Origin of the sequence: Virgibacillus byunsanensis, assembly GCF_042675965.1 — a bacterium.
GTDB classification, from domain to species: Bacteria; Bacillota; Bacilli; order Bacillales; family Amphibacillaceae; genus Virgibacillus_R; species Virgibacillus_R byunsanensis.
Window position 1 is genome coordinate 1 of the sequence record NZ_JBHTKJ010000023.1, and the last position, 13880, is coordinate 13880.

Annotated in this window: 16 protein-coding genes and 1 other RNA gene; 5 read left to right on the forward strand and 12 right to left on the reverse strand. The window is 35.5% G+C overall.

What is annotated here, in order from left to right:
• Nucleotides 1-90 precede the first annotated feature (90 nt).
• Complete coding sequence (locus tag ACFQ3N_RS09570) at nt 91-453, forward strand: DUF2512 family protein (RefSeq protein WP_390361802.1); 363 nt, start codon at nt 91-93, stop codon at nt 451-453.
• Nucleotides 454-507: 54 nt separating this feature from the next.
• Here the strand turns inward: ACFQ3N_RS09570 and ACFQ3N_RS09575 are convergent, their stop codons facing one another.
• Both ACFQ3N_RS09575 and ACFQ3N_RS09580 read right to left on the reverse strand, forming a co-directional pair.
• The gene (locus ACFQ3N_RS09575) at nt 508-1101 is read right to left on the reverse strand and encodes an HD domain-containing protein (protein ID WP_390361804.1); all 594 of its coding nucleotides are present in this window, start codon (nt 1099-1101) and stop codon (nt 508-510) included.
• Nucleotides 1101-2771: a formate--tetrahydrofolate ligase gene (locus tag ACFQ3N_RS09580; RefSeq protein ID WP_390361806.1), complete on the reverse strand. Its 1671-nt coding sequence runs from the start codon at nt 2769-2771 to the stop codon at nt 1101-1103. Before ACFQ3N_RS09580 ends, ACFQ3N_RS09575 begins: the two co-directional genes overlap by 1 nt.
• A 356-nt stretch (nt 2772-3127) precedes the next feature.
• On the opposite strand from ACFQ3N_RS09580, the gene ACFQ3N_RS09585 reads away from it, so the two are divergent.
• Nucleotides 3128-3328 (forward strand): cold-shock protein, encoded by a 201-nt coding sequence (locus ACFQ3N_RS09585; RefSeq protein ID WP_390361808.1) that lies wholly within the window; start codon nt 3128-3130, stop codon nt 3326-3328.
• A 375-nt stretch (nt 3329-3703) separates the two neighbouring features.
• Here the strand turns inward: ACFQ3N_RS09585 and ACFQ3N_RS09590 are convergent, their stop codons facing one another.
• Entirely contained in the window at nt 3704-4216 is a 513-nt protein-coding gene (locus ACFQ3N_RS09590) for an isoprenylcysteine carboxyl methyltransferase family protein (RefSeq protein ID WP_390361810.1), read from the reverse strand.
• Between the two features lie 253 nt (nt 4217-4469).
• Between ACFQ3N_RS09590 and ACFQ3N_RS09595 the strand changes: the two genes are divergently transcribed.
• Genes ACFQ3N_RS09595 through ACFQ3N_RS09605 form a run of 3 tightly spaced genes read left to right on the forward strand, consistent with a single transcriptional unit; the run spans nt 4470 to nt 6806 of the window.
• Entirely contained in the window at nt 4470-4616 is a 147-nt protein-coding gene (locus ACFQ3N_RS09595; RefSeq protein ID WP_390361812.1) for a cytochrome c oxidase subunit 2A, read from the forward strand.
• Between the two features lie 28 nt (nt 4617-4644).
• Nucleotides 4645-5148, forward strand: coding sequence for a cytochrome c oxidase subunit II (locus ACFQ3N_RS09600; RefSeq protein WP_390361814.1), 504 nt, complete (start codon nt 4645-4647; stop codon nt 5146-5148).
• Nucleotides 5148-6806 (forward strand): b(o/a)3-type cytochrome-c oxidase subunit 1, encoded by a 1659-nt coding sequence (locus tag ACFQ3N_RS09605; RefSeq protein ID WP_390361816.1) that lies wholly within the window; start codon nt 5148-5150, stop codon nt 6804-6806. The genes ACFQ3N_RS09600 and ACFQ3N_RS09605 overlap by 1 nt, the downstream gene beginning before the upstream one ends.
• Nucleotides 6807-6827: 21 nt before the next feature.
• On the opposite strand, the gene ACFQ3N_RS09610 is transcribed toward ACFQ3N_RS09605, so the two are convergent.
• The 9 genes from ACFQ3N_RS09610 to ACFQ3N_RS09650 all read right to left on the reverse strand — a co-directional run bounded on the left by ACFQ3N_RS09610 (nt 6828) and on the right by ACFQ3N_RS09650 (nt 13500).
• The gene (locus ACFQ3N_RS09610) at nt 6828-7013 is read right to left on the reverse strand and encodes an isoprenylcysteine carboxylmethyltransferase family protein (protein ID WP_390361933.1); all 186 of its coding nucleotides are present in this window, start codon (nt 7011-7013) and stop codon (nt 6828-6830) included.
• Nucleotides 7014-7138: 125 nt separating this feature from the next.
• Nucleotides 7139-8221 (reverse strand): type III polyketide synthase, encoded by a 1083-nt coding sequence (locus ACFQ3N_RS09615; protein WP_390361818.1) that lies wholly within the window; start codon nt 8219-8221, stop codon nt 7139-7141.
• 60 nt (nt 8222-8281) lie between these two features.
• Nucleotides 8282-9778, reverse strand: coding sequence for a carboxypeptidase M32 (locus tag ACFQ3N_RS09620; protein WP_390361820.1), 1497 nt, complete (start codon nt 9776-9778; stop codon nt 8282-8284).
• Between the two features lie 11 nt (nt 9779-9789).
• Complete coding sequence (locus tag ACFQ3N_RS09625) at nt 9790-10920, reverse strand: THUMP domain-containing class I SAM-dependent RNA methyltransferase (RefSeq protein ID WP_390361822.1); 1131 nt, start codon at nt 10918-10920, stop codon at nt 9790-9792.
• 511 nt (nt 10921-11431) lie between these two features.
• Nucleotides 11432-11813: RNase P RNA component class B (rnpB, locus tag ACFQ3N_RS09630), an RNA gene on the reverse strand.
• A gap of 64 nt (nt 11814-11877) precedes the next feature.
• Nucleotides 11878-12180: a cell division regulator GpsB gene (gpsB, locus tag ACFQ3N_RS09635; protein ID WP_390361824.1), complete on the reverse strand. Its 303-nt coding sequence runs from the start codon at nt 12178-12180 to the stop codon at nt 11878-11880.
• Between the two features lie 212 nt (nt 12181-12392).
• A complete protein-coding gene (locus tag ACFQ3N_RS09640; RefSeq protein WP_390361826.1) occupies nt 12393-12788 on the reverse strand; it encodes a cytidine deaminase in 396 nt (131 codons plus the stop codon).
• 65 nt (nt 12789-12853) lie between these two features.
• The gene (locus tag ACFQ3N_RS09645) at nt 12854-13210 is read right to left on the reverse strand and encodes a DUF1798 family protein (RefSeq protein WP_390361828.1); all 357 of its coding nucleotides are present in this window, start codon (nt 13208-13210) and stop codon (nt 12854-12856) included.
• Between the two features lie 86 nt (nt 13211-13296).
• Nucleotides 13297-13500, reverse strand: a complete 204-nt coding sequence (locus ACFQ3N_RS09650; protein WP_390361830.1) for a hypothetical protein — start codon at nt 13498-13500, stop codon at nt 13297-13299.
• Nucleotides 13501-13880 lie beyond the last annotated feature (380 nt).

Sequence of the window (13880 nt, forward strand, 5' to 3'; positions counted from 1 at the left end):
GGATTGCAGGCTTGCCTAATTATATCAAGGCTTACTTGCCTATTTCAGTCTGCGAAAGTTGAGTTATAATAATAAAAGGTGGGTATTGGTATGACTGGATTAATTATTAAATTACTCGTGTGTCCAATAGGGGTTATTTTAGCTTCATGGATCTTTCCTAACGTGAATTTTGCCAATTGGTATCAACCGATCATAATCGGTGTTGTATTAGCTGTGGTTGGATATGCAATGGAGTATTTATTATTACGTGAGGAAACAAACTGGTTAAGCGTTTTAATGGATTTCGCTGCTTCGGCAATTATTGTGTATATCGGAGCAGGATTTTTTATTGGTGCAGATGTTACCGTGTGGGGAGCTATTTTGACAGGTGCTTTGCTAGCGGTGACTGAGATCTTTCAACACAACTGGTTACTACGCAGCGGTCGTATCCGAAAAGAACAAGTCAGTGAATAATAAGAAAATAAATCACGTAGAAGTAGGATATGCTCTACGTGATTTTAATAGAAATTACCATTCATCTAAAAACGTATCTATAAAATTTTCCATAAAATCGTGTCGTTCTTGTGCCATTTTTATTGCAGTATTTGTATTCATCGTATATTTTAATGTAAACAACTTATCGTAAAAGTGTTGAACGGAAGAATTCTTAGACTCACTCTCACTATACATCACCTGACCTTTAAACCCACCGTAAGCAAATGTTCTGGCAATACCAACAGCACCTAATGCATCTAGTCTATCTGCATCCTGAACAATTTTACCTTCGAGTGTTTCAGGTATTTGATTGCCTTTACTAAACGAGACATCTTTGATAGCATGATCTATTAGCTTGATTGCAGAAGGTTCTAAATCTATCGACTGAAAAACCTCATATAATTCCTCTAGTTCCTTCTTGGGATCCTTAAATAGCTTGTGATCTCCGACATCATGGACCCACGCTGCAATTTCACAAATAAAAACGTTGGCATGTTCTGACTGGGCTATTTCTTTAGCAGTTCGGGCAACTCGACGCATATGATAAAAGTCATGTCCAGTGACATCATCCTTAAAAAGTTCATATATATAATCTGTAATAGCCTTTAATTGTTGTTCTTTATTCATTAAAACAATCCAACAATTTTACCATCCTGGGTTACATCCATGTTCAATGCAGCTGGTTTTTTAGGTAATCCTGGCATTGTCATCATATCACCGGTTAAAACAACAATAAATCCTGCACCAACTGATGCACGAAGTTCTCTAATCGTAATTGTAAATCCACTAGGTCTACCTAATAAGCTTGGATCGTCTGATAATGAGTATTGTGTTTTAGCCATACATACTGGTAATTCTCCCCACCCTTGTTGTTGATAAAAAGCAATCTGTTTTTTTGCTTTACTTGATAGTTCAATATCATCAGCACCATATACACGTTGGGCGACTTTTCTTATTTTTGTTTCTAAGCTCTCTTCTAATTCATACATGTATTGGAAATTACGATCAGCTTGTTCTGTTTTCTCTAATACCTTTTCTGCTAAAGCAACGCCGCCTTCTCCACCTTTAGCCCACACCTCTGTTAGGGCAACCTCAATGTTTCTGGATTCACACCATGATTCAATGAAATTTGTTTCCGCTTCGGTGTCTGTTGGAAATTTATTGATCGCAACTACAAATGGTAACCCAAATTGTTCAATCGTTTCTATATGCTTTTTCAGATTTTCCATTCCTGATTTTAAGGCATCTACATTTTCTACCGTTAATTTATCTTTATCAACTCCACCATGCATTTTTAATGCGCGTACAGTAGCTACGATAACAACTGCATCTGTTTCGAATTTACCAGCACGTGACTTAATATCAAGGAATTTTTCCGCTCCAAGATCCGCTCCAAACCCAGCTTCTGTTACAACAAAATCACCAAGTTTTGCAGCAGTTTTGGTAGCCATTATACTATTACAACCATGTGCAATATTTGCAAATGGACCACCATGGATAATAGCAGGAGTATTTTCAGTAGTTTGAACAAGATTTGGTTTCATCGCGTCCTTTAGTAAAAGTGTTAATGCGCCTTCCACCTTTAAATCCTTCACTGTTATTGGCTCCTCCTCATATGTATAACCAATAACGATCTGTGATATCCTTTCCTTTAAGTCATCAAGACTCGTTGCTAAACATAAAATAGCCATAATTTCCGAAGCGACTGTGATCGTAAATCCGTCTTCTCTCGGTACACCTCGTAATGGGCCACCTAAACCAACTACTATTTGACGTAGTGCCCGGTCATTCATGTCCATTACTCGTTTCCATTCAATTCTTCTGGGATCAATATTAAGATCGTTACCGCGGTGAATATGATTATCAATCAATGCTGCAAGTGCATTATTAGCACTTGTGATAGCGTGAAGATCTCCAGTGAAATGCAAGTTAATATCCCCCATTGGAAGAACTTGAGAATATCCACCACCAGCAGCTCCACCCTTCATTCCCATTACAGGACCTAACGAAGGTTCACGTAAAGCAATTACTGCTTTTTTTCCTATTTTATTAAGTGCCTGACCTAGTCCAACAGTAACTGTAGATTTCCCCTCGCCTGCTGGAGTTGGGTTGATTGAAGTTACTAATACAATCTTGCCATTTGGTTTTTCTTTTAATTTTGTTAATAAGTTGTCCGATAGTTTAGCTTTTGTGTGACCATAAGGCTCCCAATCTTCTTCTGTTAAGTTAAGTCCAGCTGTAATTTCACTAATGTGCTTAAGTGTTGCTTCTTGGGCAATTTCAATATCTGTCTTCATAAAAGATTATTCCCTCCTTATTAGATACCTTTAGTGTAACGTAAAGTTGTCTATCTTTACCATAGTTACATTATTTTGATAGCGTTTTCATTATATAACTTTTCAGGAAAAAATAATAGATCGTATACTAAAAAAAATTTCAAGATATTGATGCCTACTCATTGACTAACATAACTATATAAGCTATATTGGACATAAGCAATGAAGATGTACGGATTCATTAGAGACAGGCGGCTTCTATAGAAGTGGATGCAATCATGATCCTACACTTCTATACGAAGTTGCCTTTTTTGGTATTCCGCCATCTGATTTGTATTAACACGTTTCACGTGAAAGTTTTTAGGAGGATTATTTACATGGAAAACGGAGTAGTAAAATGGTTCAATGCAGAAAAAGGTTATGGTTTTGTTCAAGTTGAAGGTGGAAATGATGTATTCGTACATTATTCTGCAATCCAAGAAGAAGGTTTCAAATCTTTAGAAGAAGGTCAAGAAGTCTCTTTTGAAATTGTTGAAGGCGAACGTGGCCCACAAGCTGCAAACGTAACTAAAAAATAACAGATAACATGAATAGATAAAAGCGGTAATCTTAGTGATTACCGTTTTTTTTTGAGTTTAGGAAAATTTATTAGTGTTACACGTGATTGAATATTCCTAATAATGGAAGTGCCATTTTTTGTCAACTATTAGATACAGCTGTATTTTGTACAATCCCTTTTTATGGGCTATTTCCCCTTCAAGTATGGATAGAAATTTTTATCACTACCTAAGTCATAAAATTGATTGTCGCATTAATTAGATACACCGTTTATGTATATAGCTAAAACGTATGAATAACAACGATTAAAATGAGGATAGTTGCTAAACTATCCTCATTTCTAAATCGCAAGCAAAGTATAACTTTCAAGGCGCTTACGCTTTTGTTCTTCTTCTTTATGAAGTTGCCTTCGTTAATGCCTTTTCTTCACGTGGAATTCTTATACGTAATAACAACATATGAAGTATTGGGAATACAAATGCTGTTAAATAAGCTCCAAATAGTAACGGTATAAGAAATAACTCCAATGCGACAATAATGTAATTTGGGTGTTTTACATATTTATATGGTCCTTTTTTAATCAGCGAAACTCCAGGTAATACAATGATCTTTGTATTCCAGAATCTGCCTAATGTATGAATACACCATACCCTTGTTATTTGTGTTGCGATAAAGATGGTGAATAAAAAGTAATTCAAAGGCTGGTTAAAACCTTCGCGCGCAATACTTTCAACTATAATTGAAATGAAGAACAAACTGTGAAGGTATATAAACCATTTGTAATGTTTGGCCCCTTTCTCTATTCCCCCTCTCTCCTTCATCCACCTTTCATTACTTCTTGCAATGATTAATTCAACAAGACGCTGACAAACAATTCCAATTAGCAGTATCCACATTATTAGACTCATTTTTTCCACTCCAGTAATAATCAAATAACACACTTTAATTAGATATAGTTTGTTCTGTTTGACGCAAAATATCACCTTTTTTTCACATAATTTTCACAAACTTTTCTAACAAAAATGTTAGTAAACCTTTGTTAATCAACCGCTTAAGCATAATTGAACATTATGTGAAACGTCCCTGATTTTAGTAATTTCAGTTTCTAATTTGTGTATGATGAAAACAGATAGATAAACCTGCCCGAAAGGAGTGTGGAAAATGAATAGTGTGGAAGAGAAAAAAAGTCATCCACAACCTCAAAAAGAGAGTCCAGACTTAAAAGGAACGTTAATTTCTGTAATGTTATTAGGCTCATTTATACTAATAAGCTGGTTTGGGGTGTATATACTTTTTATTTCTAGATAGTTAAGCAGAATTGGGGGAGTGTTGAACAATGCATTTACACAAGTTTGAAAAGATCTGGTTAGTATTTGGAGTTGGTTCATTAGTTTTATTTTTAGTAGTCATAGGTATTGGAGCATTTTATAAAGGTACCCACCCATCAAGTCACCTAGCAACCATAGATCCACAAAATATTGAAGCTGAAGAAGCTTTTCAACAAGATAACTTAGGGATGACGAAAGTGGAGGATGACAAATATATTGTAAATTTAGTAGCATCTGCATTTAATTATGACTTCGGTGTAGATGATGAAGGTAGTCCGGTAAAAACAATACGCATTCCAAAAGGATCAACTGTATTGTTTCAAGCAACTACAAAAGACGTTGTTCATGGCTTTCAAATCGCAGGTACAAATGTAAATATGATGGTAGAACCTGGATATATAAGCCGCTATGAAACCGTCCTTGATAAACCTGGTGAGTATACGATTGTTTGTAATGAATATTGCGGTATGGGTCACCATTTGATGTTTGCGACAGTGGAGGTGTATGAATAATGAATACAGAAAAACTAGGTTTAACAAAATTTGATTCAAAATTAACGATGGCTTTTTTATACGTAGCATTTATTTCTTTATTAATTGGGGGATTAATGGGTTTATTACAAACTCTTGTACGTTCAGGAACGTTAGAATTACCATGGGGAATTGATTATTATCAAGTCCTTACGGTACATGGTGTCATATTGGGTCTTGTGTTAACTACTTTTTTCATTATTGGTTTTCAGTATGCTTTAATGGCAAAAACAGTTGGTATTTCTAAAAAGCAAGGTAAATACGCATGGCTTGGTTTTTGGGTAATGCTGATTGGTACTACAATGTCTGCCATTACGATTTTGTTAGGAAAAGCAAGTGTACTATATACATTTTATGCACCATTAAAAGCACATCCAGCCTTTTATATTGGTTTGGCACTAGTAGTTGTAGGTAGCTGGATTGCTTGTTTCGTTAATTTCAGACAACTTTATGTATGGAAAAAAGAACACAAAGGTGAAAAATCACCACTACTTTCATTTATGGTTGTTATAAATATGCTTCTGTGGTTTATCGCGACACTTGGAGTAGCTGCTACGGTCTTAATTCAATTTATACCGTGGTCATTAGGTTATGCAGAAACCATTAATGTCTTGGTTAGTAGAACGTTATTTTGGTATTTTGGTCACCCATTAGTGTATTTCTGGTTATTACCTGCTTACATGGCATGGTATGCAATTATTCCAAAGATAATCGGTGGAAAGATTTTCAGTGATTCATTAGCACGACTTTCCTTTGTTCTATTTTTAATGTTTTCCATTCCAGTCGGATTCCACCATCAGCTCACAGAGCCCGGAATTGACCCAACGTGGAAGTTCATTCAGGTAGTTCTTACGTTTATGGTTATCATTCCATCTCTACTTACAGCATTTTCTATGTTTGCGATGTTTGAGATTACGGGACGTCGTAAAGGGTTTAAAGGATTATTCGGATGGTTTAAACACTTACCATGGAAAGATGTTCGGTTTTTTGCACCTATGGTAGGTATGTTGGCGTTTATACCAGCAGGAACAGGTGGAATTATCAATGCTTCTCACCAGTTAAATAATGTTATACACAATACCATTTGGGTAACAGGGCACTTCCACTTAACTGTTGCAACAACGGTTATATTGACTTTCTTTGGAATATCCTATTGGTTAATACCTGCTTTAACTGGAAGAAAACTTACTTTCAAAATGAACAAATTAGGTATTATTCAAACAATCATTTGGGCAGTTGGAATGTCAATTATGTCAGGGGCAATGCACATTCAGGGCTTACTTGGTGCACCTAGACGTTCTTCTTACTCCACATATGGTGGAACTGAACAGGCAACTGATTGGATTGGGTATCAAATGGCACAGGCTATTGGTGGATCCATCTTATTTATTGGAATAATACTAATGGTATATATATTTGTTAACTTAACTTTCTTTGCGCCTAAAGGTGTTGAAGAGTTTCCAATTGCTGAGGAGGAATCAGATGCAGAGCCAACACCTATGTTTTTGGAAAACTGGAAGCTATGGGTTGGACTTACAGTTGCATTAATTCTGTTTGCATACACGATACCGTTTATAGATATTATTCAACAATCGCCACCAGGGTCCCCACCATTTGATTGGCCAATTGGAAACTCTTAATTAATTAGAAAGAGGTCAGCATTATATATGCTGACCTCTTTTCATATTGGCTGAGTTTTCGCTCAACAATGCTTTTTCTTCACAACGTACTCTCATTCGTAATAACTGAATATGAAGTATTGGACATATAATAACTGTGATATAAGCACCAAATAATAGGAAGATGGTAAGTAGTTCTATCCAAGTATATTTGGGTGTTTTAGATATTTGTAAGGCCCTTTACTAATTACGATCCTTGTCCTTTATCCAATGTTCATTTCTTCAGGCGATTACTAATTCGATTAATCGCTGACTTATAATAACAGCCAATAAAAGTCACATTAACATCGATATCATGTCCACTCCATTAAGATTAATTCTGAACTAAAACCGGGTCCCAGAGCAGACAAGATACTTCGTTCACCTTTTGAAATACTTTCATTCATCCACTCATAGAGAACATAAAACACCGTTGCAGATGACATATTTCCATGATTTGCTAATACCTTATAAGATTTGGATAGTTTTTGTTTGGGGCTTTGTAATACTTCCTCCATCGCTTCCAAAACTTTTTTTCCACCTGGATGTGCTATAAAGGAATGAATTCTCTCTTCTGTAAGTTCATTTTCATACAAAAATGAGTTAATATGTTCATTCCAAAAAGTATTCACTAATGCTGGAATACTTTTAGAAAAGATGACTTCTAAACCGCCATGTGTAACTTCCCACCCCATAACATTAGTACTATTTTTCTTCGTTAAAGAGCTAGTAGCAGTTATTTTAGGTACTGTTTTCTTGCGATAGCTGAAAAAGTTAGAGTTTTCTCCAACTACTAATGCAGCACCGACTCCATCACCGAAAAGCGCACTTCCTATTACATTACTTTTTTTAACATCATCTTTTTGAAATGTTAAACTGCATAGCTCACAACAAATAATTAATGCCATTTTATCAGAATTAGCTTTAATCCAATCAAATGTTCGAGATAATCCGATTGCACCACCCGCACAACCTAGGCCCCATAAAGGCATTCGATTAATATCTGTGCGAAAAGGTCGTTTATTTAATAAATGAGCATCAATCGATGGCGTCGCAATACCTGTACTTGAAACGAATATAATCATATCAATTGCCTCATATGGAATATCTTTAGACAAAAATTGATTGTTACCTAAACAATGATCAATAGCTTCTAAAGCATACTTTTGAGCAAAATGTTGATACAGATTGTTACTTTCCTGGAACGAATGGTTTTCATTAAACCATTCTTGATCAACTACAAATTGGCGATTATGAACTTTGGCATTATCAAATACAGGCATTAATCTGTCTAATCTATTGTTGGAAGGAAAAATCCCTTTAACTAACTCCTTTATTCTTTGTTGCGATAGATTGTTTTCAGGTATACCAACGCCAGTAGAACAGATATAAGCCATAGTGCCACCCTTTTTACCTTTATTATTCCTATAAATGGCAAAAATATGTTTCTTAACCGATTACAATTGGTAAATAGAACTATACTTTTTCATTAAATAATTTACTAAATGTTCCGGATTTAACTTTTCTTTTGTAACGTCTTCTATAATTTCTAACGGTTTTTTCATTTTTCCATATTGATGAACATTTTTGGTTAACCAATTCCGCAATTGGTTAAAGTCGCCTTTAGTTATAATTTCATCCAGATTGATTTCCTGTGTTAACGTGTTGTGTAGTTGAGCTGAATACATGTATCCAAGTGCGTAGGAAGGAAAATATCCAAAATCTCCTCCTGACCAATGAATATCCTGTAATACGCCCTCCTTATCCGAAGGGGGTGTAATACCTAAGTAGTTATTCATTTTTTCATTCCAAAGCCCTGGTAAGTCCTTCACCTTAATTTCCCCATTAATCAGAGCTTTTTCCAATTCATACCGAATCATGATATGCAGTGGGTAGGTTAGTTCATCAGCTTCTATTCGTATAAAGGAAGGCTTTACTTCATTTACAGCACGATAAAAATCATCTAACGGAACGTTTTGAAAATGTGCTGGCGCATGAGATTTAAATAATTCATAATGTGATTCCCAAAACGCTTTATTTCTACCTACAAAGTTTTCCCAGAACAATGACTGGGATTCATGAATCCCCATCGATGTGCCGGTAGCTAACGGTGTATTGATAAGCTCACTATTTATATTTTGCTCATATAACGCATGGCCACCCTCATGAATGGTTCCAAACACTGCCATTCGAAAGTCTTTTTCATCATATCGCGTAGTCACACGGACATCATTCCTATTTAAAGCAATAGCGAAAGGATGCACCGTTTCATCGAGACGACCAGATGTGAAATTATACCCCATTCGTTTTAAGACTTCTACGCTAAATGCTTCTTGGTCTTTTTTTGGAAAATGACCTGTTAATACACTAGCATCTGGTTTATGAGTACTACCATTTATCTTATCCATTAAAGATGTTAATGATTTACGCAATTCGGGAAACACATGATCCAATGTTTTTGTTGTTACACCTGGTTCAAAATTATGTAAAAGTGCATCATAGATGTTATCTTCATATCCCCAGTAGTTAGCAAACTTTTTATTATAGTCTACCAACTGCTCTAAATAAGGTTGAAACAATGAAAAATCAGCATTTTCTCTTGCTTCCTGCCAGATGGATTCAGATTTTGTCTGAAGCATCACATATTCTTTAAATTCCTGATTTGGAATTTTACGATTTCGTTCATATGTTTCTTCACACTCTTCAATTGTCTTTTTCATTACTTCATTTTCAGTTGAATCTTTCAATACATCTATAAAATATTTCATTTTCTCTGATGTTTCAATTTGGTGAAGCTTTTCAGATAGAAAACCAACTACTTCTGAACGTTGTTCTATACCATTTTTCGGAATTTTTGTACTCATATCCCAATGAGCTAACATAATTGCTTCCCGGTATGAGGCTTGTTCCTTTAATAAGTTTTTAAAATCTTTTTCTATTAAGTACGTATCCATGTTTTACCCCCCTATATATGTCTACCAAAGTATTGATAATAATTCGTTTGTATGAACCCGTTGAATAGTTTACGTTTTTTAGTTGCTTTTTGACCATATTGCTGTTCAAATTGTTCAAATGCAGTCATAATGTACACGCTCCATGATGGATTATCCTTCATTATGGTTCCAAAATCTTTATACATCTTAGCAATTTCTTCCTTATCCCCTAAACGTTGACCATATGGAGGGTTACCTATGATATATCCATTATTTTTTCTGATAAACAAATCTTTTACCTGCATTTGTTTCCATTCAATTAAATCACCTAAACCTGCTTCTTTCGCATTATCAATTGCAATTTTAGTCATATTTTGATCAATATCTGAACCAGTAATATCCAGTTTTTGATCATAATTAGCTTGGTCTTCTGCCTCCTCAAAAGCTTGGTCCCAATACTTCTGTTTGATAAATTTCCATTCTTCAGAGGCAAACTCACGATTAAATCCTGGTGCGATATTTTGACCTATTAAAGCGGCTTCAATAGGTATAGTACCCGAACCACAAAAAGGATCAATTAATGGATATTCCGGCTTCCAATTTGTCAACATTATTAAAGCTGCAGCCATCGTTTCCTTTAGTGGAGCTTCCCCTTGACCAACTCTATAGCCCCTTTTATGTAGCCCAGCACCTGAAGAATCGAGAGTTAATGTTACAATGTCTTTATTTAAGGCTACCTCTACTTTATATAAAGGTCCATCTTCAGGTAAGTCAGAAGCTAAACCAAACTTAAGCTTTAAGCGCTCAGCTATTGATTTTTTTACAATAGCTTGACAATCCGGAACACTATACAAGGTAGACTTCTGAGATTTTCCGCTAACAGGAAATTTTCCGTCTTCACCTATATAATCCTCCCATGGTAATGCTTTAGTTGACTCAAACAACTGATCAAAGGTTTTTGCAGTAAACTGACCAACAAGCACCCTGATCCGATCTGCTGATCTGAGCCATAAATTACAACGCGGGATTGCTGAAACAGGTGCATCGAACACTACTTTTCCATTTTCAACGCTTACATCATACCCAAGTGCTTTTACTTCATTGGCTACTATGGACTCTAAACCCATTGCAGCAGTTGCTATAAGTGTGACATTTTGATTCATGTAACTATCCCTTCCCTTACTAAACTTAAATCAGTATTAGTTTACCATAGTGTAGAAAAAATAAGAACAAAAGCGAAAGCGTCCGTTTAGCGACGTATGGGCTGCGCCCGCGCATCGCGGGTGGGTCGACGTTGCCGCCGAAAGCGGCGAAGTTAGTCGATCTTCCAAATCTTAATGAGATTCACTCCAGAGTATAAGATTCACTCTGACTTTCGCCATTATTGGCGAAAAGTCAAGTTCATCTAAAAGGAAACATGCCCCTTCATAGGGGTATGCCGACGTTGGGCCGGGAGCCCGCTTTTAGTCGGCCTTCCTTTGCTAAGCGATTCGATGTTGACTTATCGTGAGGAGGATCAGGAAGCCCACTAGGCGCTAGAGCTGGACGTGGCTTACACAGTCGAATAAATTATCCACAGGTACCAAATTTTATAACTTCTAAACTAAAAAAAACCTTATAAAGGCACTATGCCATTAAAAGGTTTTTGTTTATGACGTATAAGACCATTGAATACTCGATAAGCCATGTTCTGTACCATTGTACTACAAACGGCGGTCAACCTTGTACTTTGGTTGTAATCATCTCTCTACAAGTAACTAAATTACTCGTCTCTCTTTCGGTTCATTTCCCTACTCAAGAATGCCCCTACCATTGTTTGGGTTGCTCACTCGTGGGGTTTACCTCGTTCCATTCAGATCGTTTCCAATCTGACTTCGTCACTGTGGCACTTTCAAGTGTACTTGTCCGTATCATAAAGACGTAGGACTTTTCACTGCCGTTAACCATTAAGGTTACCTTGACTTATGATTTCGTCAAGCACGAACACTACAAACGTCTCAGTTAGTGTGAGCATGGACTTTCCTCTGCATTTAGCATGCAGCGATTACATGAGCACTCAATTTTTTGTTATCATCAGTATACCATAAATAAGTTTATATTTCATTGGTGAATAAAGGTAATTACTCGGTATCTGCAAACTTCTTACCGAATACAGATTTCTCCAAATTGGATAGACGTTTCAAAATATCATAATTAACTTGATGATTCGGTGTAGTAGACCTTGTACGAGTATTATCCGACTGCTTCTTAAGCCGATCATTTTCCTGTCTTAGTTGTTCAATCTCTTGTTGAAATGCTTCATAATCCTGGATTACGGTATCAAGAAATTCATCCACTTCTTCTTGATGATATCCTCGCATAGCCGTTTTGAAATTCTTCTCCAATATTTCTTTTCCTGTTAGTTGAATACGATTTAAACTCATATAATAATCACCTCATAACTTTCAAATTCTTTTTGATTTTTAAGTAAACATAGTAAGTTGTCCATTTAATTGTATTAGTTATCCTTGAATTTATGCGTATTTTTCATTCATTAGTTATTATAACATTATTAGACAAACTTGTCTTTTTACCTAATGTACAAATGTACAAAATTTAACCAATCAAAATAAAGAGAAGCTTTTTTGGCTTCTCTTTATGTTAAATCACTCGGTTGAAAAGAAAATGGTAGCAATTCTTCCATCGTTATTGTTTTTGTATTGTTATGTAAGTTTGTTAAGTGAATTTTAGTTGTACTATCAAAAAACTCACTCATAACTTGTCTACAAGACCCACAAGGTGGCACTGGTCTTTGTGTGTCCGCTGCAACAGCTAATTCAGCAAAAGTAAATTCTCCATCTTCTATTGCTTTAAAAATAGCAACTCGCTCAGCACAACATGTAACAGGGTATGCTGCGTTTTCAATATTACATCCCGTATACAATTTTCCTGATTTAGTAAGTAGTGCTGCTCCCACTGGAAACTTGGAATATGGTACATATGCTTTATTTCTACTATTAATTGCCTCTTTTAAAAGATCTTCTTGATTCATTATGTATCCCCTTTCACAATGAGTGGAAGGTAATTATAAAGGATACCCATGGGATTGTAAAGGATTCATACTTGTTTTAAGTCACTTAACAATTGGTCAAAGATAAAATGTATAGAATGATTTAACTCCATATAACGCTTACGTTTTACATCTACATAAAAGCTATGTAGTAAAAGTAATTCCATATTTTCTCTTGTTGATGTGATCTGTTGAGGGTGTACATTAACTTTTCTCTCTTTGACTATAGCTAATGCACTCTCCTCCCATTCCTCCAAGAGTCTATAAACAGGATCTGTTTTCTCTTTTACATGTAGAAAAAATTGCTTATTCTTTTTACTCTCAGGTGGGTCGGAATTTTCGAATTGATCCTTTAAAACGTCCAAATATTTTTTTAGTTGTTTGGTGTGTTCCTGTAATTCCATTACCATTCCTACCTTTATTTTTATTCTAACTAATACCATATCACTTTTAGATCAAATTGGCACATATTTAAATAGGAATGTTTCCATTACGAAATGTTTGCTATGAATAACTTTGCAGATAATATCTTCTCTTGTTGTTTTTTATAATCCTTTTCTAGTTCATTTTCTATTTTCATGGTCAATTTTTGCTCTGTTAACCTTATTTGATCAGATACTTGTTGTAATGCCCTTGAAAACTCAACCTTTTCTACGCCGTCACACGTATAATTTTTTTTTGCAGCAATTGCCATTAATACCACCTCACAAAGAGTTATTGTTTATAATAGTTCGGCATGGCTGCATATTCACCTTCCTATTCGACAAAACTAGAACTAATGATACAAAACTAGTGAAAATAATCATTTTTTTAGGGAAATAACACAAAATATAATAAAGGAGGTTTACTATGAAAAAGCAAAAAGGAAGAAAAAATGAAGAAAGACGTAAAAAAGACACCTTGAAAACAGGTGACAAAAAACTGGATGGACCTAATAGACCTTCTACTTAAAAAAGGTAGTTCGATTACTACGGATTTGTCATAACTGACAAATCCTTTTTTACGAGTAAAGAAAGATTTGGCAAATATATTATTGCTGACAGTATAAGCCTTGTCCAGCTCCAGCGCCTAGCG